The organism is Enterococcus sp. AZ011 (genome assembly GCF_050548355.1).
Classification (GTDB): Bacteria; Bacillota; Bacilli; order Lactobacillales; family Enterococcaceae; genus Enterococcus; species Enterococcus faecalis.
This window is the reverse complement of record NZ_CP172959.1, coordinates 308,872-332,797: the sequence shown is the minus strand read 5'-3', so window position 1 is coordinate 332,797 and position 23,926 is coordinate 308,872. Positions and strand designations below refer to the sequence as shown.

Here is a 23,926-nt window from a genome sequence, read left to right as displayed (position 1 = left end):
GCATAGTCATAGGCGCAATTTTGTTATCATTACATGATTTTTTGATACTGACTGTATTTTAGCAAATTCGTCTGGGAAAGTGTAACACCAATACCAAGTCCCTGAGGCACGGTCATTGTCCCTTGCTCTAAAATAAAAGGTTCCGTGATGATATCTTCATAAAAATAGCGTTCCGTTGCTGAAATATCACCTGGAAAGGAAAAGGTAGGCTGTGACGCAAATTGCAAATTCAATGCGCGACCAACACCAGACTCAAACATGCCACCTAACCAAACCAATAAATCATTTTCTTGGCAAAATGTGGCAATCTTCAACGCCTCGTGAATCCCACCTACACGAGGAATCTTCAAATTGATACTACGGCAACTGCCCAATGCTAACGCCACTTGGCAGTCTTTGAGACTACGAATATTTTCATCCAAACAAATTCTTGTCTTCAGTTCTCTTTGTAATTGTGCGTGGTCTAAAAAATCATCTGCAGCAAAAGGCTGTTCAATCATCGCTAATTGATAGTGATCTAAACGTTGTAATTGAGGCAAATCAGCCAATGTATACGCTGAATTGGCATCGACCATTAAAGGCAAGTTAGGAAAATGCTGACGAATCAAAGCAACAGGTTCCACATCATAACCGGGACGAATTTTCAGCTTCACTCGTTGATACCCTTTTTCTACAGCTAACTGAACTTGTTTAAGTAATTGAGGTAAGTCTTCTTGAATCCCTAAACTAATCCCTACAGGAATTTTCCTCCGCGTTGGTCCAAAAAATTCAGTTAAACTCTTCTGTTGCCGTTTGGCATATAAATCCCAGATGGCAGTTTCTAACGCAGCTTTTCCCATCCAATGTCCTTTAACTTCTTCAAAAATTGTTGAAACCTCTTGCGGCTGTTCAAGCGCTTCTGTTAAAAGTAACGGAATTAAATGCTGTTGGATGATGAAGCGTTCGGTTACCAACGTTTCTTGCACATAATCAGGTTGCTCAAAAGCCACTAATTCGCCAAACCCTTGATTTCCTTGCTCATCCGTTATTACAAATAGATCAAACGCTTTTTCTTCCAGGCGACCATAGCTCGTGACAAACGGCGTTTTTAAAGGCAAACGAACCTGATAGGTTTCAATTGATTGAATGTTCATTCAGATGGCTCCTTCCAATAACGCTGTCACCTTTTCATAGAAAATCGTTGGTTGTTCCAAATGGATACAATGTCCTGCTTCAGGAAAAATTGTCAGCCTCAACAACGGTTGACGTGCCTGCATTTTTTTCGCAATCCCAATAAATTTTTGATCTTCGCCGCCTACCAATAAATCGGTAGGAATCGGCTGCAATTCTGCTAGACGTTCCCAGTAACTCTCTTGCGCTCCTGTGCCCATATACCACAAACTACTAGCCAATCCAAAGGCCGATTGGCTCAAACGTTCCTGACGAATGGCCATTTGCTGTGCCACAGACAAGGCTTTTTGCGTTTGAAATAACGGTAATTCTTGCCAAAAATCAATAAAATCCACCAGCGGTTCCTCTAAGAGACGTTCCGCCAAACGATGATCTTGACAGATACGAGCCTGACGTTCTGCGGCGGTGGCCAAACCTGGTGATCCACTTTCCAATAAAAGATGCTGTACCTTTTGTGGATAATGTAATGCAAAACCTAAAGCTGTTCGAGCGCCCATTGAATAGCCTAATAAACAAAAGCAAGGCAAATTTAGCGATTCGGTTAGTTCAGCAAGATCATGGCAAACCTGTTTCATGGTATAACGCTCTGGTGCTACCAAACTAGCAGTCGCGCCATGCCCAGGTAAATCAATGCCTAAAACGTTATAAGGTGTTTGACTGGGAAAAACGGCTGCAAACGTGGCTAACGTTCCTGTGAAACCGTGTAAACAGACTACTGTCGTTCGCTTTGCATCAAAAGGTGTTAACCATTGATAATGGTACTGCATCCCCCGAATTAACCGTTCCATGAAATCCCCTGTCTTTCTACTCGTCTACCAATTTCAGCTAAAATTGATTCGTACAAATGAACATTCTCTTGACGATTTCCTTTGACTTCGATCACTTGAAATTGTGGTTCTTCAGCCGCTGCTTGTAAAGTTTGCTTGAGCTCCACGATTGTTTTGACTTCTTGATACGAAGCACCGTAAAGTTCAGCAACTAACGAAAAATCTAAATCAAGCGGTGTTCCAAATAAAGGCTCGAAATCGTCCTCACGTAAAGTTCGTTGAGATAGAAAAGAGAAAATCCCGCCACCATTGTTATTTAATAAAACAATTGTTAACGGCAACTGATAACGTTTAGCCAAAAATAAACCATTCATATCATGATATAGCGCTAAATCACCAATCAGTAGAACGTTTTGCTGTGTCGGTGCTACGGCACTCATTCCTAAAGCAGTTGAAACAATCCCATCAATCCCGTTGATGCCGCGATTTCCAAACATCCGATAAGGGCGACTATCCATAAATCGATCTAAGTAGCGGATAGCCATACTATTAGATACAAATAACTGACCGTTCTCTTTCATCGTTTGGTGAACAGCTAAGCTGGCTGTTGTTTCATTTAATTCTGTCGCGTTCAGCGTTTCTAGAAGAACTTCAGAGACCGTTTTTTCCAGCAGGAGCCATTGTGCTAACCAAGTCGCTTCTGTTGATTTGACAACCGTTAGTAGTTGTTCTACAAACGTGGTTTCCTTTGCCTGAATAACGGTTTGTGATTTTTTCAATTGCTCTTGCCATTGCCCATTTTCGTCCACAAAATAAAAAGCAGTCTCTGTCGTTGCTAAGCGTTTCAACCATAACATGATATTTTTAGAAATTGGCAGCGAACCAAAACGCACTACCACTTCTGGTTCTTGTGGCAAGGTTGCCACATTTAGAAACAGATCACTATGTGCAATAACAACTTCACTATTTTGCCCATGTGTCACAATGTTTGCTAAAGGATCCGCTAGTAACGGCCATTGCAAAGCTTCGGCTAATTGAATAAATAACGCCGCTTCTTCCTCTGTATGACTGCCACCGACAACCAAAACGCCGTTTTTCTGGTACCATTGATCCGCTAACTGTTGCACTTGTTCTGTAGAAAGGATTGATTGACCAGCGAATAAAGCCGTTTGTTGAGAACTCTTTGTTTTTCTCTCCAAGTCAGGTAATAATGGTTCCCGCAAAGGAAAATTCAAATGAACAGGTGCTGCAGGCGTTTGTTGCGCGAATGCTGCTCCTTTAGCGCCTTGCCAATAGGCGTAATTCAACATCTCTTCTGTTGCTTCTGGCAAAGCCATTTCAACAAATAATTTCACGTGATTTTGATACATTTGTAATTGCTCCATGGCTTGAGGAGCGCCAACTTGACGTAACTCATGCGGCCGATCTGTTGTTAAAACGACTAAAGGCACATGGCTAATATTGGCTTCACAAATTGCTGGATAATAGTTTGCAGCTGCTGTTCCAGAGGTACAAAGTAAGACCACTGGTTTTTGACTCGCTTTACTTAATCCTAAAGCAAAAAAAGCAGCGGAACGTTCATCGACATCGACAAAAGTTTGGATTGCGGTTTCCCGATGAAGTAATAAAGCCAGTGGTGTGGAACGGGACCCTGGACTAATGACTGCTTGTTCAACCCCACTATTTTTTAAGCCTTCAATAAAGGCCATTAAATAATCGGTCATTGTTTCTTGATGATTCATTAAACCTGCCCTCCAATTCCTCGTAACATCGGTTGAAATTTTATTTTCGTTTCTTCTCTTTCTAGCTCTGCTTGGGAATCCGCAACAATACCACAACCTGCATAAAGAACGCCTTGCTGACCAGCAAAGACACCTGAACGCAAGGCCACAGCAAACTCGCCACTATCATCATTCCCTGAAATCCAACCGATTGGCGCACCATATAACCCACGACTCCCTGGCTCATATTGTCGAATCCATTCGACTGCCAACTCTTTGGGCTCACCGCCTAAAGCTGGCGTTGGGTGTAACTGCATCACACTTTCCAAGAACGAAATTCCCGGCTTACGTTGACCCGAGATTGGCACATAAAGATGTTGTACATCTCGATTTTCCAAAATAATGGGTGCTTGAATACTGTTTTCAGAAGTCGTCATCTTTGCCAACTCTTTCGCTAAACGTTCCACCACAATTTGGTGTTCTCCGGTATTTTTGCGGTCTTGTAAAAGTTGTGCTCCTAAAGCTTTCGTTTCTTCTGATGTTTGACCCGTTTTAATGGTTCCTGCAATACAAGCGGTCGCAAACGTTTCTCTAGTACCCAACAGAAGTCGTTCTGGTGTTGCACCAATGAAACTTGTGTCATTGGCTTCCAAAGCAAACAAATACGTATTTTGTTGTTGTGCCATTAAATTAACGAGCACTTGGTTACTTCGAATTTTTTCAGGACTGCTCACAGCAAGTTGTCGAGCCAAAACCACTTTTTTTAAAGGGCCATCTTCTCTTAAGACTGCTACTGTTTCGTTGACAGCTTGTAGCCATTCAGTCACGGCAACTTCTTCCTTGTCAATCTTTGTTTCCGCTACAGCTGGCAACTCCTCACAGGTAGCTAACAAGCGATCAAACTGAGCCACCAAAGTCGACCAACGTTCCTCGACTTCTTGTTCACTAGAACCTGAAAAGTTCAGCGTTCCATAAATACGTGAACCTGAAAAAGTAAATAGAATACTTGGTAGATAAAACCAACCTTCCCCTAACTCTCCCCAGGCCTCAGTAGGCGTTTGTTCTGTATCAAAAGGCAAACCGCCAAACAGAAGAGCCCCCGTACCAGAAATAGACATATTTTGAAAACGAGTTGCCGCCTCTTTTTTTAAAAAGTTGTTCAATTGCTGCGTTTCTGTTTCTGCGCCTTTTAAGATAGTTTCATATCCGAAGCCAACCAAAGCAAAATCTTTTTTCGGCGTTTGCCAAAAAAAACGTTCTCCTCGGTATGCCTTTTCACCAGCGGCAAAAATTGCCAAGGCTGTTTGTTCTGTTTCTAATGGAAAAACCCAACTGAACTGACGGGCATTCTTCTGATAGGCTTGTCGTAATTCATCAGGCAATTTCATCTGATTAAAAACGCCTCTCTTTCTTCTGTCATGAAACGATGTTTGGCAATCTTTCCACTCGCTGTTTGCGGGAAAGAATGACAAAAATAAATGCGTTTCGGTCGTTTATATTTTGCCAGTTTTCGTGAACACTGGTCTTGAATTTGCGCTAAGGTGAGTTCTTGGTCACTAATCACATAAGCAACTGGAACGGCTCCCCATTGCGCATCTGGTTCTCCTACCACTGCCGCTGCTTTAATTCCTGTTATCGCCTGTAACACCTGTTCAACCTCAGTGGGGTAAATATTTTCACCACCAGAGATAATGAGTTCACTTAAACGGCTAACCAAATACAGGTAACCTTGTGCATCTAAATAGCCCATGTCGCCTGTTTTAAACCAACCATCTGCTGTCCATTTTTCAGGTTGACGATGGTTAAGGTAACCTGAAACAACGTTTGGTCCCTTAAGTAAAATTTCCCCGACTTGCTTTTCTGGCTGTTCTTGTCCTAGTTCATCAACAATTTTGATCTGCATATCTTTTAACGGTTGCCCAGCAGAGCCGATTTTCAGCGCCGCATCTTCAAATTTCAAGGCAACAACTTGCGAACACGTTTCCGTCATCCCGTAAGATTGAATGACTGGAATCCCTTTTTCCTCACACTGCGCTAATTTATCCGGAGCAATCGGTCCGCCGCCTAATAGCATTCCTTTAAAGCTGGCGCTGTAGCCAGCTCCAGGATAGACAGACAATAATTGTTGTAACATTGTCGCAACCACTGAAATGACGGTTCCACGGCCTTCTTGTAAATCTTGTGTCACTTGCTGTTCATCAAATTTATCGTAAAGGCGAATACTACAACCTAAGACGAGTTGTCGAACAACAATCGACAATCCGCTAATGTGAAATAATGGGACTGCACACAACCAACAATCTTCAGCAGTAATCCCCATATTTTCTTGAGTGCCTCTAGCACTGGCCAAATGATTTTTAAACCGTTGCAAGACCCCTTTAGGCTGTCCTGTAGTTCCAGATGTATACATAATAGAAGCCACCGACTCTAAGTCACTTGGCTGTTGAAACTCCTGATGTGAAAGACTATGCTGTTTTTTAACCATTGGCTGAACGTCGACAAAAGAAATCTCCTCTAACAAAGCCTGCGTTTCAGGCGCACCAATAATCGTTTTAACTTGCGCATCTTTTAACTGAAAAGTCAGTTCAGCAAGTGTCAAATGCGTATTTAAAAATAATAACTCTTTCCCCAATTCCCATAAGGCTAGAATTGAAAAATACAACTCTTTGCTGTTCTTACTGAATAAAGCCACACGTTTTTCTTCTGGTGCAAGCACCTGTTGATATGTGGTTACCCAATGGCTGACTTCTTGTTGCACTTCTAAAAACGTCCAAGATTCATCCTGAAAATAAAAAGCAGGATGATCGGGACGTTTTTGTACTTGTTTATTTAACCAAGTCATTGGTTTATGGGAATTTAGGGAATTGATCGAAATCTGGTGTCCGTTTTTCTTTAAATGCATCTCGGCCTTCTTGTGCTTCAGCCATTGTATAGTAAAGAAGTGTCGCATCACCAGCTAATTGTTGCACACCAGCCAAGCCATCTGTATCGGCATTTAAAGAGGCTTTAATCATCCGTAAAGCAATCGGGCTTTTGGTTAACATTTCTTCTGCCCACTCCATTGTCACATCTTCTACTTGATCCAATGGAACAACGGTATTAATCCAGCCCATATCTAAAGCTTCTTGAGCAGAATACTGTTTACACATAAACCAAACTTCTTTTGCTTTTTTATGGCCGATAACACGCGCTAAGTAACCTGAGCCGTATCCACCATCAAAGCTACCGACATTTGGTCCTGTTTGCCCAAACTTAGCATTTTCCGCCGCAATTGTTAAATCACAAACTAATTGTAAAACATTGCCGCCACCAATGGACCAGCCTTTCACCATTGCGATGACTGGTTTGGGAATGACACGGATTAACCGTTGTAAATCTAACACATTTAAACGTGGAATGTTGTCTTCGCCAACGTAACCACCATTACCTCGAACTTTTTGATCGCCACCAGAACAGAATGCTTGGTCACCTGCGCCTGTTAAAATAATAACCCCGACATCTTCTTTATCACGACTAATGTTGAATGCATCAATCATTTCCATGACTGTTTTTGGTGTGAATGCGTTGTGAACATGCGGGCGGTTGATAGTAATTTTTGCTACTTTGCCTGCTTGCTCAAATAAAATTTCATCATATTCTTTAATTGTTGTCCAGTTTCTCATTAGGAAACCTCCTTCATTAATCTCATCTTTTCTATTATACACAAGAATCGGCACTTTAGAGAAAAAGTCGCTTGAATTTTAAGAAAAAACATGGCTATTTCAAATTTTCTTCATTCCTGTATAATAAATAAAAAACCTTTTATTCTCTCTTTTATTAGAAAGGACTGATTACTATTCATCTTTTAGAGTATTTAGGCATCACGATTCAACAGGTTTCTGCTGAGAAATGTCAGCTTACTTTAACGGTAAAAGACGTGCATAAACAACCCTATGGCCTTGTCCACGGGGGCTTAAACGGCGTCTTAATTGAAACTGCCTGTAGTTTAGGTGCGAACGAAAACGTTCCTGAAAACACTTTTGCTGTCGGCATAGACTTACAAGTAAATCATCTTCGTAGTGTCCATGATGGTAGCCTTACCGTGATTGCGACGCCCGATCACTCGGGAAAGACCCTTCAAGTTTGGGAAGCAAAAATTTATAACGCAGACCACCAATTGACGAGCGTTGGGCGTTGTACCTTAACAAATCGACAAAAAAAACAGTAATCTTTACAGGTTACTGTTTTTTTGTTTATGGTTTTTAATAAGTAATTAGATTACTTCGTTTATTTAATTTTAGTACCAACCATTTGCTAACCAGAATGATTTAGCTGCATCCCATGAACCATAGCGACCTGCTACGTACTGATCTGCCACGCGTTCTTGGTTGGCAGGTGAATAGTCACCATTTAAATAAGAGGCAGATAATTGGTAACGACCGATATACTGACCGTTTGTTGCATCGTAAGAACCACTAGATTCACGTTGTGCGATCCACTCTTTTGCATCACTGCTTGCGGCAGGTGCTGCTGGTTGCGCTACTTCTTGAGCAACAGGTTGTTGTACTTCTTGTTGTACTGGTTGTGCAACAGGTTGTTCAACTACTTGTTGAACTGGTGCAACTTCTACAGCTGGTGCTGGAGTATTAGCAACTTCTTTTTCTGAACGAATAACTAATTGTTCTCCTTCAAAAATTAAATCAAGGTTTGGCAATTTGTTATCAGAAGCAATTTTTTGAATTAAGCTATTGTCTCCTGCAAATTGATGAGAAATTGTTGATAAAGTATCTCCTGCTTTAACTGTATATAAGCTTTCTGCGTTTGCGTCTGTTCCTAAGAATAATCCTAAACCTGCGGCCAAAGTTGTTCCAAGTAAAATCGTTTTGATTGATTTCATGTATGTTTCTCCTTTGTAATTAAAAATATTTGATTGTTGCTCTTAGCACTCGGCAACAACCACGTCTGCTTCGCTTTATCGAAACGACTTCACATACTTTATCATCGAATGGCCGGCCGTAGGTGAATATCTCGTGACAATTTATTACTAGAATGTCGGTTTTGTTACATTTTGTAATAAAAAGCTGCTGGAAGCTTGATATTATCCTGTTTATATTTTGCGAAAAAAAGTTAAAAAAACAGGATTTTATTTTCGAGAAACCGTTTTCTAACCCTTGATTAGCCCTTAAATGTCGGTTTTTTTACATTCGTTTCAGTCAAAAAGTAACAAAATGTTAAATATACTAGACATGAGAATGTTTTTTTCAAAAACTCACGCCTAAAAAGAACAGGTGTTTTCTTTGAATTTTTTTATCATTCACTATTTTTATTTTTCCTTCTATTATATAGATAATTTTTTTGTCGTATTCATTTTTCAATTCTGAAAAAACACTAAGCACTTCCTATTGAAACAAAAAGAGTTAAACAAAAAAATCTTATATTTTGCTTGTTATTTATTCATTTTAATCTTATTCAAAAAAGGAACAGCTAAAGCAACTATGAAAACAAAGTATTGAAAATAAAGCAGAATAAATATTCATTTTTATCATAATTCACGAATAAAAAACAAACAATCGCTCGAACGCTTGTTATTTAAAAACATAATCAGTTTTTTCTCTTTCTATTTTCCAATCTATGAGTAATAAAATATATGAATCTACATTTAAGTCATTTTATTATCAAATATTCTGAATATTATAAGAATTGGAGTTTTATCTATGAGTGACAAAGAACAACTTGAGAAATTAGACAAATCCTTTCTGGGACAACCGAAAGGACTAGCAACACTGTTCTTCACAGAAATGTGGGAACGTTTCAGTTACTACGGCATGCGTGCTATTCTAATGTATTACATTTACGATACCGTAGCCAATGGCGGTTTAGGTCTCCCCAAAGCAACTGCCTTAGCCATCATGTCCATTTATGGATCAATGGTTTTCATGTCCAGTATCATTGGCGGTTGGGTCTCTGACCGTGTCTTAGGTTCAAGGAAAACTGTTTTTATTGGTGGTTTGTTAATCATTGCTGGACATATTGTTCTAGCTACCCCATTTGGTGTCCCCGCCTTATTCGTTTCTATTATGTTAATTGTATTTGGGACTGGGATGTTAAAACCAAACGTTTCAGGGATGGTTGGCCATCTTTATTCAAAAACTGACTTACGTAGAGATGCAGGCTTCTCCATTTTTTACATGGGGATTAATATCGGAGCCTTAATCGCTCCCCTTGTTGTCGGAACTTTAGGACAAGAATATAATTATCATTTAGGCTTTTCCGTTGCCGCAGTAGGGATGTTCTTCGGGCTACTACAATATTATTTCCAAGGACGTAAATCTCTGGCTGGGATTGGTCAGGCCCCAACTAATCCAATGTCTAAAGAAGAGCAAAAGAAATTTGCTAAAGCATTTATGTTGGCAATTGTCGTTGCTTTACTTATTTTTGGTGGCGCCTATGTCACAGGACATTTAACAATTGATTTCTTTATTAATACCATCAGCGTGTTAGGAATCCTGTTACCTGTTTATTATTTCAGCAAAATGTTAACGTCTAAAGATGTCACTGCTGAAGAAAAACCAAAAGTTCTGGCTTATTTGCCATTATTCTTAGCAGCAATTGTTTTCTGGTCATTGGAAGAACAAGGTTCGTCTATTCTTGCTCTATTTGCAAATGAACGGACGCAAACGAGTTTGTTTGGCTTCCCGATTGCCGCTAGCTGGTTCCAATCATTAAATCCTGTATTCGTAGTTATTTTGACCCCTATTTTTGTTACATTATGGACAAAACTAGGCAAACGTCAACCATCAACAGTTGTGAAGTTTTCACTAGGGCTAGTCTTTGCTGGTCTTTCCTTCGTCTTATTAATGTTGCCAGGTATACTTTATGGTACCGAAGGACGGGTGAGTCCACTTTGGTTATTCTTTAGTTTCTTCATTATGATTGTCGGAGAAATGTGTTTATCTCCCGTTGGCTTATCGATTACTACAAAATTAGCACCGAAAGCTTTCGAAGCTCAAACCGTTGCTATTTGGTTATTAGCAGATGCCGCTTCACAAGCCATTAACGCTCAAATTGCTCGTTTCTATACACCTGGAACAGAGTCAGCATATTTTGGAATTGTCGGACTTGTAGCTGTCGTTGCTGGGATTCTCTTATTCATTGTGAAAAAACCAATCCAAAACTTAATGGGTGACGTCCGTTAAACCGTCAAAAAGTTGCCTTTCTCTTTTTTGAAAGGCAACTTTTTTATACAGCGTTTTGATAACGCTTTCATCAAGTGGTATACTAAATAGAAGGAGGACGAGGACATGCGTTACTTAATTGGCGGTATTTTTTTATTGATTAGTATCTGGCAATTCATTGTTACTGGACGGACATTTTCCTACTTAAAGAAAGAGGGCGGCAAAAGAACCTCACCATTTATTCTGTTAGGACTATGGAGTAGTTTAGTGTTTGCTATTATTTCATTTGCTGTGGCGATTGCTTCTTTCTTTTATGTGAGTTTTTAGTAGAAGGCTAGCCATAAGTAAAAGGAGCGAGATTGCTAGTCTCGCTCCTTTACTTATTTATTATGGTTGTTTTCCAATATAAGCTAAAATTCCACCATCGACATATAAGATATGTCCGTTAACAAAGTCAGAAGCGTTAGATGCTAAGAAAACTGCTGGGCCAGCTAAGTCTGCTGGTGTGCCCCAACGATTAGCAGGTGTTCGTCCCAAGATGAATTCGTTAAATGGATGCCCTGGTTCTCTTAATGGTGCCGTCTGCGGCGTTTCAATGTAGCCAGGTCCAATCCCATTACATTGAATATTATATTGTCCATATTCAGAAGCAATATTTTTTGTTAACATTTTTAGTCCGCCTTTTGCTGCTGCGTACGCACTAACTGTTTCACGACCTAGTTCACTCATCATTGAACAGATATTGATAATTTTGCCATGGCCCTTTTCAATCATATCTGGAATAACCGCTTTTGCCATAATAAATGGCGCATTCAAGTCAACATCAATCACTTGACGGAACTCTTCTGCTGACATATCCACCATTGGAATTCGTTTAATAATTCCCGCATTATTGACTAAAATATCAATAGAGCCGACTTCTTCTTTAATCTGAGCAACCATCGCTTGAACTTGCTCTTCATCAGTGACATCACACACATAACCACGTGCTTCAATCCCTGCAGCCCGATAATTTTCCAAACCTTGTTCAACTGATTCAGGAGATAAGTTATTAAAAACAATTGTTGCTCCTGCTTCAGCTAGGGATTTCGCAATCTCAAAGCCAATCCCATAAACAGCACCTGTAATTAACGCTACTTTTCCATCTAATTGAAAATCATTCATTTTAAATTCCATGTTTTCTCCTCTTTCTTTGGTTTATTTTAATTGATCCATTGCAACCATATCCATGTCTGTGTACGTAATATTTTCTCCGCACATGGCCCAAATAAAGGAATAATTACTTGTACCAACCCCAGAATGAATTGACCAGCTTGGTGAAATGGCTGCTTGTTCATTACTCATTACTAAATGTTTCGTTTCGTCTGGTTTACCCATCATGTGGAAAATCCGCGTATCTTCTTCCATATCAAAATAAACATACGCTTCCATACGACGTTCATGTGTATGACAAGGCATTGTATTCCAAGCGCTACCTGGTTCTAAAATGGTGTAACCCATTTGTAACTGGCAACTTTCACAAACGTTCGGATGAATGTATTGGTAAATTTTACGTTGGTTCAATGTTAATGGATCACCCGTTTCCATTGGGGTAATTTCATCAATACTAATTTTTACGTTGGGATATTTATGATGTGCTGGCACACAACTAATGTAAAATTTCGCTGGATTATCAGGGTTTTCTGAAGAAAAACGAACATGTTTTGTTTCTTTCCCAATATAATAGCCATCTTGTTTTTTCATTGTTTCTTTGGCGCCATCAATTTCAATAAAGCCTGGTCCCCCAATATTAATAACCCCTAGTTCACGGCGTTCTAAGAAATAATCAACTCCTAATTCCTTGTCCAAAATAATTTCTAATTCTTCTGTGGTCGGTGTCACACCACCAAAAATCATCCGATCATTATGTGTGTAGGTTAAGCTGATTGCACCTGGAATAAAAACTTTCTCTACTAAAAATTCATCTCTCAATTGTTCTGTTGAATAGTGACGGATATCCGCCGGACTATGTGTATAACGTGTTTCCATATTTTGCATAACTAAAATCTCCTATCTATTTATTTTTCCTGAGCCCGTTGCCAAAAAAGCAAGGACTTCTTTTTGACTAAATTGATTACAATCACCATGGACAGTATGTTTTAACGCACTAGCCGCTGTCGCAAAATCAATACAGGTTTGTGGATCATAGGCATCTAATAAACCATGTAAAACCCCACCAGCAAACGCATCACCGGCACCGACACGGTCAACAATCGGTTGTAATCGATGACATTTGGACGTATAATACGCACCTTTGTACCATAGCGTTCCGATTAATTCATTATCTGTCGCTGAGTGAACTTGACGTTTGGTTGAATAAAATACTTGAATGTTGGGATAACGTTCTTGCATTTTTCGGTAGTACCACGTTAATGCGTCTTCAAGTTCTTCCTCTGGTTCTGGAATCTCCAGTAAATAACGAGCATCTAATACCCCAGCTGAACAAATATCAACAAATGGAAGAATGGCCTTCAATGCCACGCTCGCTTCTTTCTGGGACCAAAGTTTCCCTCGATAATTAATGTCAAAACTTACTTGGCACCCTGCTTGCTTCGCTGCTTTAACTAGCGCAACCGTCATACTTTGCCACGTTTTTGATAACGCCGCTGTAATCCCTGAAATATGAAAGATCTCTACTCCTGAAAACAGCTCATGTAAGTCCCATTCCATTTCTTCGATTTGAGCAAAGCTTGAATAGGCGCGATCATAGACAACACTGGCTGCTCGTTCTCCTGTACCAGTTTCCAAGTAATACGTTCCTAGACGTGTTCCGCCAGTTCGTACAAATTCCGTTGAAACCCCATAACGACTTAAATGCTTTTTGGCGGCTTCTCCTAATGAATTATCGGGCACTTTACTAGCAAAAGTCACTTGGTGGCCATAGTTCGCTAACGAAATCGCTACATTCGCTTCACCACCGCCGTAATGTACAGCGAAATTTTCTGTTTGTGCTACGCGTATTCCGACAGGCGTGGACAAACGCAACATGATTTCTCCCAATGTTACGACTTTCCCCATGTGCCTACACCCCTTTGATTGCTTGGAATTTTTCCATATAGGCTTGGGCAACCTCACGAACTTTTTCAAAATCCCCAGTTGCTGCTGGCGCTAACAGATTACCGCCAACACCGACGGCCGTCACACCTGCAGCGAACCACTCGGCCATATTTTCCAAACTGACACCACCCGTTGGCATAATATTTAACTGAGGCAATGGCGCTTTAAATGCTGAAATAACACTCGGTCCATAAACACTTCCCGGAAATAGTTTAATAATATCTGCTCCGCTTTTCAGTGCTTCTTTCATTTCTGTGATGGTCATACAGCCTGGCAAGTAAGGAACTTGATATAAATTGCAAATTTTAGCGGTTTCTTCATCGAAGCTTGGACTCACAATATATTCAGCCCCTGCTACAATAGCTAAACGAGCAGTCGTAGCATCCAAAACTGTCCCCGCACCAATGACTACGTCAGGATTCTCTTTGTATAACGCAACTAATTCCTGAATCACTTCTGTTGCTTGAGGAACAGTAAAGGTTAACTCAATCCCCCGCATACCGCCTGCTACAATGGCTTGACTAGCTTTTAGCGCTTCCTCTTTTGTCTTTCCGCGAACCACAGCAATCACGCCAGCATTTTCTAATTTTTGTAAAATTGATACTCGCTTCAACAGACTCCCTCATTTCTTATTTAGAAATATATATTTATTATAAAGAAATCCACAACTTCATTATACAGATAAAAAAAGAAAATGCAAACGTTTTTACAAAAATAAAAAAAGAAAGACAAACAAAAATCCCAATCGACTTTTGTTTGTCTTTCTTTTTCTACTATAATTTCGCTTCAATCGCTGCTTTTGTCGCTAAAAGGGCTTGATTAATCGTCGTTTTATTTTCCTCTGTCAAACGATATTTCGGCATGCTTACACTAAAAGCACCCGCAATTTCGCCATCTTTCATTAAAGATACTCCGCTACAGAAAATATCTTGTTCAATTTCTTCATCATCGTAAGCAACCCCCGTTTGTTGCACTTGTTTTAATTCTTTTTTCAAACGCAAGGGATTGGTAATCGTATTTTCGGTATAGGGAATTAATGTCTGCGTGTCTAAATATTGTTGCACTTGTTCTTCCGTAAATTCTGCTAAAACGGCTTTACCCATGGCCGAATTATACAAAGGTCGAGTAATTCCCACTTTCGAGGACATGCGAATGGTTTGATTTTTCGGTTCTAATTTATTGATATACAGAATTTCATTATTATTTAAAATCCCTAAATGAATGGTTTCATCGACCGTATTTTGAAGGTTTTCTAAATAAGGTACCGCAATTTCAGCTAAATCGATTTGCTCCACACTTTGATTCGCATAGCGAATCAATTTTGTTCCTAAGCGGTACGTTTTGTTCGTGTCTTTTTGAACATAGCCAATTAATGTTAAGGTTTCTAAAATTTTGATTGCCGTTGATGCCGTCATTTCGGTATTCTTTGCAATTTCCTGTAAGGTTTGATCGGGTTGTAAACTTAGACAGTCCATGATTTTAGCCGCTTTTAACAAGACTGTTCCGTAAGGTTTTGTTTCTTTCATCGAAACCCTCCTTTTCCATATAAGAAATTATATAGAAAAATAAAGAAATTGCAAGAAAAAAAGAACTCGAAGATTCATTCAGTAACGTTTTACTTTCACTTCAGGTCTTTCTCCCAGTCCTATTTCATTCTTATTTTCTTTTCTTTAACTCATCAGAAACATCTGCATCCTTAGGGATTAAAAGATACTCACTGACTTCTGTGGTTTCATTAAATACGACATATAATTTTTGTTCTTCATCGAAATCGCCCAAATCAATCGCTACGTAATTGGGACAAACTTCTGAGATACCATGAAACATTTGACTAAAGATTTTTTTCGTCATCCCCACATTACGATGCTGCTCTTCTGCTTTTTCCACCGCACTTTGTAACGTATATCCTTCATCTAAAAAACGCTTGATCCAATGCACTTTGACGACTGTATGTAACCGATATTTCCGTGGACCGTTTGCGTCTTTCACAATGGAAGAAATATACCCTTTTTCTTCCCAATAACGAAGTTGACGTGGCGAAACTTCAGCAATTTCACTTAGTTCACTAATTCCTATCAACAAATTTTCTTCATTTAACAAACGCTGAATCATTTTTGACCACATTAGTTTAACTTCCTTTCCCTTATCCTTTCCTTAATTGTAGTTTTTTTTACACCTTTGTCAAGTAAGTTGACAAAGATTCTAATTAGTTGTAAAGTAGTTAATGCAATTTAATTTGAAACTTACAGAAAAAGGAGCGATATATGTGACTTCACAACAACCTGTGGATATTCACGGAAAACCTTATAACCGGTCGTTACTAGTCGGCGTTTTACTAATCGGAACATTTTGTACGATTTTAAACCAAACACTTTTAACGACGGCCTTACCTACATTAATGAAAGAATTTGATATCTCAGCTTCAAGTGTACAGTGGCTAACCACTGGATTCCTACTTGTGAACGGCATTATGATTCCCATCAGTGCTTGGTTGATTAACAAATTTAGTTCAAAAAAATTATACATAACAGCGATGTCAACGTTCTTAATCGGAACCATCATCTGTTTTGTAGCGCAAGACTTCGGCATGTTATTGACTGGACGTCTTGTTCAAGCCGCAGGGGTCGGCGTATCTATGCCTCTTTTACAAACAATTATGCTTTCAATTTTCCCGCCTGAAAAACGTGGCGCTGCCATGGGCACAACGGGAATTGTTATCGGATTAGCACCCGCTTTAGGTCCAACATTATCTGGGTGGATTATTGATTCTTATACATGGCGTGACCTTTTTGGGATGGTCATTCCAATTGTCGTTTTAGTCCTAATTTTAGCTTCATTTTTAATGAAAAATGTCATCCAATTATCTAATCCAAGTATCGATGTCTTATCGGTCATTCTTTCTACTCTCGGCTTTGGTAGCTTACTTTACGGTTTCTCAAGCGTTGGTGATAAAGGTTGGGGTAGCCCGCAAGTCTATGGATTCTTAATTGTTGGTGCGATTGTTTTATGTCTTTTTACATATCGACAATTGCATTTAGAACAACCTTTCTTAGAACTACGCGTTTTTAAATCAAAAGTCTTTACTGTTGCAGCCATTTTATCTGGCGTAACCAACATGGCAATGATTGGTGCCGAAATGGTTTTACCTTTGTATATCCAAAATATTCGTGGCGAATCTGCCTTCCATTCAGGGTTAATGCTTTTACCAGGAGCGTTAGTCATGGGACTTATGATGCCAGTAACTGGTCGCATTTTTGATAAAATTGGTGCCCGTCGTCTTGCGATTACTGGGATGTTTATTTTAACAGCTGCAACGTTACCGTTTGCTTTCTTAACAAAAGCAACACCTATTATTTATATCATTGTCCTATATGCGATTCGGATGTTTGGTATTTCGATGGTCATGATGCCTGTGACAACTTCTGGCATGAATGCTTTACCAATGAATTTATTAAGTCACGGAACTGCTGTAAACAACACCTTCCGACAAGTAGCCAGCTCAATTGGAACAGCTGTTTTGATTAGTGTTTTAACAAATGTTACCAAAGACGGCTTACCTGCATCGGACTTATTAAAAACAGCCCCACTCACTTATCGCGACCAAGCAACAAACGCAACACTAAACGGTTATCACGCAGCCTTCTTCGTGGCAACAATCTTTGGCGTTCTCGGCTTGGCGATTACTTTCTTCTTAAATAAAAAAGAAGCGATGCCTGTTAAGGAAGTAGGTGCAATGAAATAATGATTATTTTCCTTTTAATCCTTTGCGTGTTAGGCTTTGCCTACACAAATGTATTTGGCCGAAAAGTTTGGCATAAATGCTGTATGGTTATTTTTGGTTTAGGGTTCTTAGCTTCGTTAAGTCTTATCGTTTTAAACGATAAAGATCATTTTGGTATGACCGAAGTTACTCAGGACAAAACGTTTGAACTAAAAAGCAGTAGTTCAAGCAAAGATGGCCCCAACATGTTATTGTACCAGCCGTTGGGCGATGGTTCCGAAAAAGTTTATTTATATAACACACCAGATAAAAAGAAACTACAAAAAACAGGAACGGAAAACGTCACAAACACGGTTCAAAAAGATGCTCAAAAAGCCACATTAGTCCAAAAAACGACGAAATGGTCCTATCAAGAGTCTTGGGCCAAAACACTATTTGGCCTTGCTGACAACGATAACCAATTTGCAAAACAAGAAAACACCTTCAACGTTGCTAGTGACTGGCTAGTTTTAAGTGCTGATCAAGCCAAAAAATTAGGCGAATATATGGAACAACATGCCGCTGATATCAAAAAAGAAGGGACTGAAACAGTTGGCAAAAAAATGATGGCCGCTATGATGGCGAATCCATCAATGTCCCAAGAAGAACAAGCAAAACTCACCGAACAATATACCAAAGAGTTTCAACAAGAATTGATTCAGAAAATTCTTAGTGATATGAAATAAAAAGAAGGACTGCCTGAGAAACTTATCAGGCGGTCCTTCTTTTTTAATGATTAACCCAAATATAAATACCTTGTTCTTCTTTTTCAAGAACTTTTGTTTCCGAAAGCAAATTTCCTGTCACTAAATCATATCTGAGAAGCGTCTGACCAGCTAAAACCAACAACTGATTATCTTTCGTTGTATTTACACTATAGATCATAGCTTCTTCTAATTCTTCCGTCTTTAACTGTCCATTAATATTTAAAAAATAACTTTCTTCCGTAGCAAGATTAACAATTGACAGCCCCACTTTCCCTAATGCATTTGGCTCGTGATCAATAATCAAATATTCGGACGTTCTACTTTTGTAAATTAGGTTAGGAAAATTCTCTGTCAATTGAATAAAACGTTGATTTTTAGCATCTAAACCCATTTGCATAATTCGATTATCTGGCACATTTTCATAACTTACTCGGTTTCTATGAGCCGTTATCGGCAAGTAAATTTGATTATTTACAATCACAGAAGAAGTAAAACCATAAACATACTCTGGGTTTGTATCTAAAAATATTTCGTCTGTTAATGTCAAATTTTCCCCTTCTTTAAAAATGAACAACGTATTCTCATAAAGTTGTTTTTCTTTGGCTTCCTGACTAGCGACGACATATAGCTTATTTTGTGTTCCTGAAAATTGCGTAACTGGTGTTGTAGATTCATTAAACATGTATGAACTAACTGGATTCCCTTCAGTATCGAAAGAATATAAACGCTCTGCTTGAACAGTATAAAAATAGTTGGAGCTATAACCAGTACCAGTATAAGGATATTTTTCTGTCTTTCTTTTCAAAAGTTCTCCTTTTAAAAAATCAACACTCACTATAAATTCATCCTTAGTGCTGCTCAAAAGATCACCTGTTGAAAATAGTAAATAATGGGATTGTAATCTTCCTTTTGAAAACCCTGTTGGGACAATCTCTGGTAGATCCACACGACTTCGCTTATGTTTTTTGATGTCATTTTCAGAAAACATGAATGAATAAATCGCTTGGGTTGATAATACATAAAAATCTGTTTCTTCTTGCACAACAAAAGATTGCTTTTTTTCTTCTATCAATTTGTCTTTTACAACAAATAACATTATTCCAATACTAATCAAACTAAGAAATCCTACTACTATTTTTTTCATATTTTCGTTGTATTTCTATATGTAATTGGCGCCTGAACTTTTTTAAACAATTGTCTTATACTCACTATATTATTCCCTAGACAGCTTTGATACCTTTCTTCTACAGTCCATTCTACATAACCAACCAACAACAGTCTAACCGTTTTTTTCATTTTCTCTCCTCCTATTAAAACAATATGCTTCCATTGTGACCATGCACAACAAAAGCATATCATTCAATCTTTTAACAAACAATCTAATTTCAGATTATTTGAACTGTTTAGAAAAAACCAAAAATATATCTTTTTAATTATAAATCGCTTTAATCGGATCCATCCTCGAGGCACCAATTGCTGGAATAATCCCGAAAAAGATACCTGTGAAGACCGAAACTAATGTTGAAATAGCAAAGATGGACGGCGTAATAATTGGCGTAATCGAAATATACCCACCGACCACAGTTGCCAATAAATAGCCGCAGCCGACACCAATCAAACCACCAATCAATGTGATAAACGCTGCTTCCATTAAAAATTGGAATAAAATGACTCGTGGTTTAGCACCAATGGCCCGACGAATCCCGATTTCTCGTTTCCGTTCCGTGACAGACACATACATGATGTTCATGACGCCAATTCCCCCGACTAATAGGGAGATTGCAGTAATTGCCATCAGAAACATTGTCATACCCGTGACCATTTCTTCCATTTGTTGTTGGAGTTGTTGGTCTTGGTCATTTTCTTTAAACGTTCCTTTCACTTCAGGATGATTTTCACTTAAAATAGTGATTGCCTGTCCTAAAATTGCTTCACGGTCCGCTCCCTCACGAACCTTAATATTGATGCCACTAATTGCTTTTGTTTTCGCTAATTTATTGTATGATTCTCGAGAAACAAAACTACTCATAGCAGTTGCCCAATCATCGTTCATACCCAAACTATCTAAATCTTTTGGTGCTAAAATACCAATCACCTTGTACATATAACCACCAATTGAAACAGCTTTTCCAATGAGTTGGCTAGGATCATCAAGCCGAATTTGCGTTTCAAAGATATCATGATTTAAGACAATCGCATCTGTATTTGCATCGCTCGGTTGAAAATCACGACCATATAAAATATCATTCTGCCCTTTAGTCGACGTAATGGATAAATTCGCTTGCGCCCCAAAATAATCCATTGGTACAAACAAATTGTCTCCGCCCCCCATCATTGATTCACCATATTGAGGATAAATACTTTCAATTCCTTGAATGTCTTGTAATTTTTTCAAGTCCACTCGGCTAAACGTATAATCTGGCTCTTCATAGGACATAAAATTGTCACTGCTACCATCCGACATTGTATAATGAATCTTCAAAACATCCGCGTTCACTGCACTGGATGCCTTCACAACTTGACGCTTCATCCCTTCACCTAGCGCAGAAATCGTTACGACTGATGTAATCCCAATAATAATCCCGACCATCGTTAAAAATACCCGCAACTTATGCGCCTTTAAGCTTAAAAAAGTACTAACAAATAAATTAGCAATCATCTAATCACCTCTTCTTCCAAAAAGCGACCATCTTTCATATGAATCACTCGTGAGGCATATTTTTTCATATCTTCATCATGTGTCACCATGACAATTGTTTTGCCCTGTTCATTCAATTCTTTCAATAATTCCATGATTTCTGTACCCGTTTCACTATCCAATGCCCCAGTCGGTTCATCAGCCATAATCAATAATGGATCATTCACCAAGGAACGAGCAATGGCTACTCTTTGTTGCTGTCCTCCAGAAAGTTCAGTAACTTTTGATTTGGCTTTTGTTTCCAAACCGACAATTTTTAGGTATTTTTCAGCAATCGCTTTTTTCTCAGCACGGCTTTTTTTCCCTTCATAAACACAGGGCAATTGAACATTTTGACTAACATTTAAGGAATTAATCAAGAAAAATTGTTGAAAAATAAACCCTAGATATTCATTGCGAAAGGCTGATTTTTTATTTTCAGACAATTTTGAAACATCTGTTCCTGAGAAATGATAGCTTCCGTCTGTTAAGCGATCCAAGAAACCAATAATGTTCATCAGCGTTGTCTTACCGCTGCCGGACTTCCCCATGATTAAAATGAACTCTCCTTGATGGATGGTCAAGTTCAATTCTTTTAAAACATGTAGTTTTTCCTTACCTACCGGATAGAACTTGTTAATGTCCCGCAATTCAATGAGGGGTTGATTTGTATTGTTTGCTTCCACCATCAAGCCCTCCTATTTCGACGCATCTGTCATTGATTCGTTGGTTGCTGATTCATCAGAAGCAATCGCTGCATCTGATTCCACAATATCACCGACTTTTACTGGTTTTTTTGAAGAAATAACCACTCGGTCGGCTGATTCTAAGCCAGATTCAATCGCCATTTTGTCGCCATTTTCTTGCCCGACTTGGACATCACGACGAATGATGGTTCCAAAATCATTCACTAAAACGTAGGCCTGTTCACCCTCTTTTTGAATTGCTTTTTTCGGTAACTCAATCGCCCCTAAATCGCCTAAATCAATGGTTGCTTGCATATGATAGCCATTTTTGACTTTGTCTAAATTGGCCAACGCAATTTTGACGCTATAACTAGACATCGTCGTGCCGCCCTCTGGATTGCCACTCGCGGCATCGCTGTTGCCTTCAGGAGGATTATCATCGATGTAAGAAATTGAGCCATCCACAACCACATTGTTGGAAACAGAAGTTAGTTTAGCTTTTTGCCCAACACTAATTTTAGTCAAGTCCTTTTCATTCACTTTTCCAGCTAAATAAAGATCTTCTGAAGTTAACCGTAAAATCGGTGAATTGGCATCTTTTACTTCTGGAATTGATACGCGACCTTTGAAATTAGCCTTTGTGGAAATATATTGCTTCGCTCCTAAATCCGCTAAGGTTTCATTGGTAAAGGTAATCTCTTCATCTACCGCATCGACTTCTGTTTGATATTGTTCATTTAAATCATCACCAGACATCGTGCGGTCTTCTTCTTTAGTTTTATTAAATTTATCAATGGCCCGATTCCACTTATTATAGATATTCGCCCGCTTCGTTTCTAATTTGGCTAAGCTATTTTGTTGTGCCTCAATTTCTTTTGTTACCGCCTCATCTTCATAAGTAAATAATTCTGTGCCTGCATCTACGACATCGCCGTTTTTCACCTTAATCTCTGGATCCTTTGTTATTTTTTGATCACGCGCAAAGGCTTCCATTTGTTCCGGTTGGATGACACCGTTAATATAAATTTGTTGCAAGTCGGGAACGTCAAAATAGTCAATTCCCCAGTCATCTTTAGGCGCTTGCTTGACAGCTACTTGTTGTGCATTTTTATTTAACGCATTCACAGTTACGATGCCCCCAACCGCAATTACCGCAACTGCCCCCAATATAATTATCGTTTTCTTCTTCATTTTCTTCGTTTCATCTCCTCATTCTGTCTATTTTCCCCAACAAACTAAATTGCTCGGTCGTTCACTTATAACTATTTAACCATGCTTGAATTCAAGAAACAAGGGCATTTCTCTAGGCCTTTAGTCTGATTTATTTCATTTTTGTTCATTTTTTTATTTATTTCACGACAATAAATAACCATTGTTGGGTCTTTGTGTTTCAACAATCTAAAAAGGTTATTTTTATGTTATTTATAACTAAACTATGCGCAATCGAGATTTTTTGCTTCTTTTTTTATTTAAGGTACACTAGAAGAAACAATTGAAAGTGAGGGCTTGCCATGAAAGTCATTATTTTTGGCGGTAGCGGTTTTTTAGGTCAACAAATCGCGAAAATTTTAGTCCAACGCCAACATCAAGTCATCAGTGTTTCACGTCATGGAAAGCCTACCACGCTCTCCGCATCTTGGAGCCACCAAGTGCAGTGGGTATGCTCCGATGTTACTCGTGACACGAATTGGCAAGAACAAGTCCAGCGTGCTGACTGGGTCATTGATACAGTAGGTATTTTATTTGAAAATCCACGAAAAAAGAAAACCTATCAACGGCTAATTCTGACGCCCGTGAAAAAAATCAGCTCTTTTTTAGCACAACAAAAAAAGCCAGCTAAGTTTTTATTTATTTCAGCCAATACTGTTCCTTTCCCTTTGAGAAAATATATGGAGGCCAAATTGGCAGCGGAGGAACTAATCCACCAAGAAGTCGCCGAAGCAGTGATTTTTTATCCTAGTTTACTCGTAGGTCAAGAACGTACCGGCACCATACTTTTTAGTAAATGTATTTATTTTTTTAAGAAAATCCCCTTTTTAAAGAACTTATTTATTGGCTATGATCCCGTGCCTGTGGCAGAAATGGCACAAGAAATTGTTCACGTTTTAGAAGGCGGCAATTCTATTTACACACATAGAAGGACCCGTTAACAAGTTATCTCCCAATCGTCTCTGTCTAGAGGCGGTTT

24 protein-coding genes are annotated in these 23,926 nt (G+C 38.9%); 6 read left to right on the top strand and 18 right to left on the bottom strand.

The annotated features are described in order from the left end of the window. Positions 1–29: 29 nt before the first annotated feature. From menC to menB, 6 genes are read right to left on the bottom strand one after another with little or no spacing between them, the layout of a single operon-like run. Complete coding sequence (gene menC / locus IGL36_RS01690) at positions 30–1,133, bottom strand: o-succinylbenzoate synthase (protein WP_002364942.1); 1,104 nt, start codon at positions 1,131–1,133, stop codon at positions 30–32. Beyond that, positions 1,134–1,958, bottom strand: a complete 825-nt coding sequence (gene menH / locus IGL36_RS01685) for a 2-succinyl-6-hydroxy-2,4-cyclohexadiene-1-carboxylate synthase (RefSeq protein ID WP_002364943.1) — start codon at positions 1,956–1,958, stop codon at positions 1,134–1,136. Beyond that, the gene (gene menD, locus IGL36_RS01680; protein ID WP_002364944.1) at positions 1,946–3,679 is read right to left on the bottom strand and encodes a 2-succinyl-5-enolpyruvyl-6-hydroxy-3-cyclohexene-1-carboxylic-acid synthase; all 1,734 of its coding nucleotides are present in this window, start codon (positions 3,677–3,679) and stop codon (positions 1,946–1,948) included. The genes menH and menD overlap by 13 nt, the downstream gene beginning before the upstream one ends. Then, positions 3,679–5,046 (bottom strand): isochorismate synthase, encoded by a 1,368-nt coding sequence (locus tag IGL36_RS01675; RefSeq protein WP_002397539.1) that lies wholly within the window; start codon positions 5,044–5,046, stop codon positions 3,679–3,681. Before IGL36_RS01675 ends, menD begins: the two co-directional genes overlap by 1 nt. Further along, positions 5,043–6,500, bottom strand: coding sequence for an o-succinylbenzoate--CoA ligase (locus IGL36_RS01670; RefSeq protein ID WP_002397540.1), 1,458 nt, complete (start codon positions 6,498–6,500; stop codon positions 5,043–5,045). Before IGL36_RS01670 ends, IGL36_RS01675 begins: the two co-directional genes overlap by 4 nt. Before the next feature lie 4 nt (positions 6,501–6,504). Then, entirely contained in the window at positions 6,505–7,374 is an 870-nt protein-coding gene (gene menB, locus IGL36_RS01665; protein WP_002391106.1) for a 1,4-dihydroxy-2-naphthoyl-CoA synthase, read from the bottom strand. 110 nt (positions 7,375–7,484) lie between these two features. Here menB and IGL36_RS01660 point away from each other — a divergent pair, with 110 nt between their 5' ends. Next, on the top strand, positions 7,485–7,865 hold the full coding sequence (locus IGL36_RS01660; RefSeq protein ID WP_002355318.1) for a PaaI family thioesterase: 381 nt from the start codon (positions 7,485–7,487) through the stop codon (positions 7,863–7,865). Positions 7,866–7,934: 69 nt separating this feature from the next. Here IGL36_RS01660 and IGL36_RS01655 read toward each other — a convergent pair whose 3' ends face one another. Next, entirely contained in the window at positions 7,935–8,534 is a 600-nt protein-coding gene (locus IGL36_RS01655; protein ID WP_002355317.1) for a LysM peptidoglycan-binding domain-containing protein, read from the bottom strand. A gap of 817 nt (positions 8,535–9,351) precedes the next feature. On the opposite strand from IGL36_RS01655, the gene IGL36_RS01650 reads away from it, so the two are divergent. Together IGL36_RS01650 and IGL36_RS01645 are read left to right on the top strand one after the other, a co-directional pair. Continuing rightward, on the top strand, positions 9,352–10,833 hold the full coding sequence (locus IGL36_RS01650) for a peptide MFS transporter (protein ID WP_002383692.1): 1,482 nt from the start codon (positions 9,352–9,354) through the stop codon (positions 10,831–10,833). A gap of 105 nt (positions 10,834–10,938) precedes the next feature. Next, positions 10,939–11,139 carry a hypothetical protein gene (locus IGL36_RS01645; RefSeq protein ID WP_002355314.1) on the top strand — a complete coding sequence of 67 codons (201 nt, stop codon included), beginning with the start codon at positions 10,939–10,941 and terminating at the stop codon, positions 11,137–11,139. Positions 11,140–11,199: 60 nt separating this feature from the next. Here the strand turns inward: IGL36_RS01645 and IGL36_RS01640 are convergent, their stop codons facing one another. The 6 genes from IGL36_RS01640 to IGL36_RS01615 all read right to left on the bottom strand — a co-directional run bounded on the left by IGL36_RS01640 (position 11,200) and on the right by IGL36_RS01615 (position 16,032). Next, positions 11,200–11,988, bottom strand: coding sequence for a gluconate 5-dehydrogenase (locus IGL36_RS01640; RefSeq protein ID WP_002362994.1), 789 nt, complete (start codon positions 11,986–11,988; stop codon positions 11,200–11,202). A gap of 21 nt (positions 11,989–12,009) precedes the next feature. After that, positions 12,010–12,849, bottom strand: coding sequence for a 5-dehydro-4-deoxy-D-glucuronate isomerase (kduI, locus tag IGL36_RS01635; RefSeq protein WP_002355301.1), 840 nt, complete (start codon positions 12,847–12,849; stop codon positions 12,010–12,012). A 12-nt stretch (positions 12,850–12,861) separates the two neighbouring features. Then, complete coding sequence (locus IGL36_RS01630; RefSeq protein ID WP_002397541.1) at positions 12,862–13,869, bottom strand: sugar kinase; 1,008 nt, start codon at positions 13,867–13,869, stop codon at positions 12,862–12,864. A 4-nt stretch (positions 13,870–13,873) separates the two neighbouring features. After that, the gene (locus tag IGL36_RS01625) at positions 13,874–14,521 is read right to left on the bottom strand and encodes a bifunctional 4-hydroxy-2-oxoglutarate aldolase/2-dehydro-3-deoxy-phosphogluconate aldolase (protein WP_002397542.1); all 648 of its coding nucleotides are present in this window, start codon (positions 14,519–14,521) and stop codon (positions 13,874–13,876) included. Positions 14,522–14,681: 160 nt separating this feature from the next. Then, a complete protein-coding gene (locus IGL36_RS01620) occupies positions 14,682–15,434 on the bottom strand; it encodes an IclR family transcriptional regulator (RefSeq protein ID WP_002397543.1) in 753 nt (250 codons plus the stop codon). 130 nt (positions 15,435–15,564) lie between these two features. Continuing rightward, a complete protein-coding gene (locus tag IGL36_RS01615; protein WP_002395424.1) occupies positions 15,565–16,032 on the bottom strand; it encodes a MerR family transcriptional regulator in 468 nt (155 codons plus the stop codon). 100 nt (positions 16,033–16,132) lie between these two features. Here IGL36_RS01615 and IGL36_RS01610 point away from each other — a divergent pair, with 100 nt between their 5' ends. Both IGL36_RS01610 and IGL36_RS01605 read left to right on the top strand, forming a co-directional pair. Beyond that, a complete protein-coding gene (locus IGL36_RS01610; protein WP_002385351.1) occupies positions 16,133–17,650 on the top strand; it encodes an MDR family MFS transporter in 1,518 nt (505 codons plus the stop codon). Continuing rightward, a complete protein-coding gene (locus IGL36_RS01605) occupies positions 17,650–18,354 on the top strand; it encodes a DUF4811 domain-containing protein (protein ID WP_002364955.1) in 705 nt (234 codons plus the stop codon). The genes IGL36_RS01610 and IGL36_RS01605 overlap by 1 nt, the downstream gene beginning before the upstream one ends. 43 nt (positions 18,355–18,397) lie before the next feature. On the opposite strand, the gene IGL36_RS01600 is transcribed toward IGL36_RS01605, so the two are convergent. From IGL36_RS01600 to IGL36_RS01580, 5 genes are all read right to left on the bottom strand, one after another. After that, a complete protein-coding gene (locus tag IGL36_RS01600) occupies positions 18,398–19,489 on the bottom strand; it encodes a hypothetical protein (protein WP_225583259.1) in 1,092 nt (363 codons plus the stop codon). Between the two features lie 26 nt (positions 19,490–19,515). Continuing rightward, on the bottom strand, positions 19,516–19,671 hold the full coding sequence (locus IGL36_RS01595; protein ID WP_010709202.1) for a hypothetical protein: 156 nt from the start codon (positions 19,669–19,671) through the stop codon (positions 19,516–19,518). Positions 19,672–19,804: 133 nt separating this feature from the next. Then, on the bottom strand, positions 19,805–21,034 hold the full coding sequence (locus IGL36_RS01590; protein WP_002389717.1) for an ABC transporter permease: 1,230 nt from the start codon (positions 21,032–21,034) through the stop codon (positions 19,805–19,807). After that, the gene (locus IGL36_RS01585) at positions 21,031–21,741 is read right to left on the bottom strand and encodes an ABC transporter ATP-binding protein (RefSeq protein WP_002383683.1); all 711 of its coding nucleotides are present in this window, start codon (positions 21,739–21,741) and stop codon (positions 21,031–21,033) included. The genes IGL36_RS01590 and IGL36_RS01585 overlap by 4 nt, the downstream gene beginning before the upstream one ends. A 9-nt stretch (positions 21,742–21,750) precedes the next feature. Then, complete coding sequence (locus IGL36_RS01580; protein ID WP_002355284.1) at positions 21,751–22,929, bottom strand: efflux RND transporter periplasmic adaptor subunit; 1,179 nt, start codon at positions 22,927–22,929, stop codon at positions 21,751–21,753. A 320-nt stretch (positions 22,930–23,249) separates the two neighbouring features. Between IGL36_RS01580 and IGL36_RS01575 the strand changes: the two genes are divergently transcribed. Next, entirely contained in the window at positions 23,250–23,888 is a 639-nt protein-coding gene (locus tag IGL36_RS01575) for an NAD(P)H-binding protein (protein WP_002397545.1), read from the top strand. Positions 23,889–23,926 lie beyond the last annotated feature (38 nt).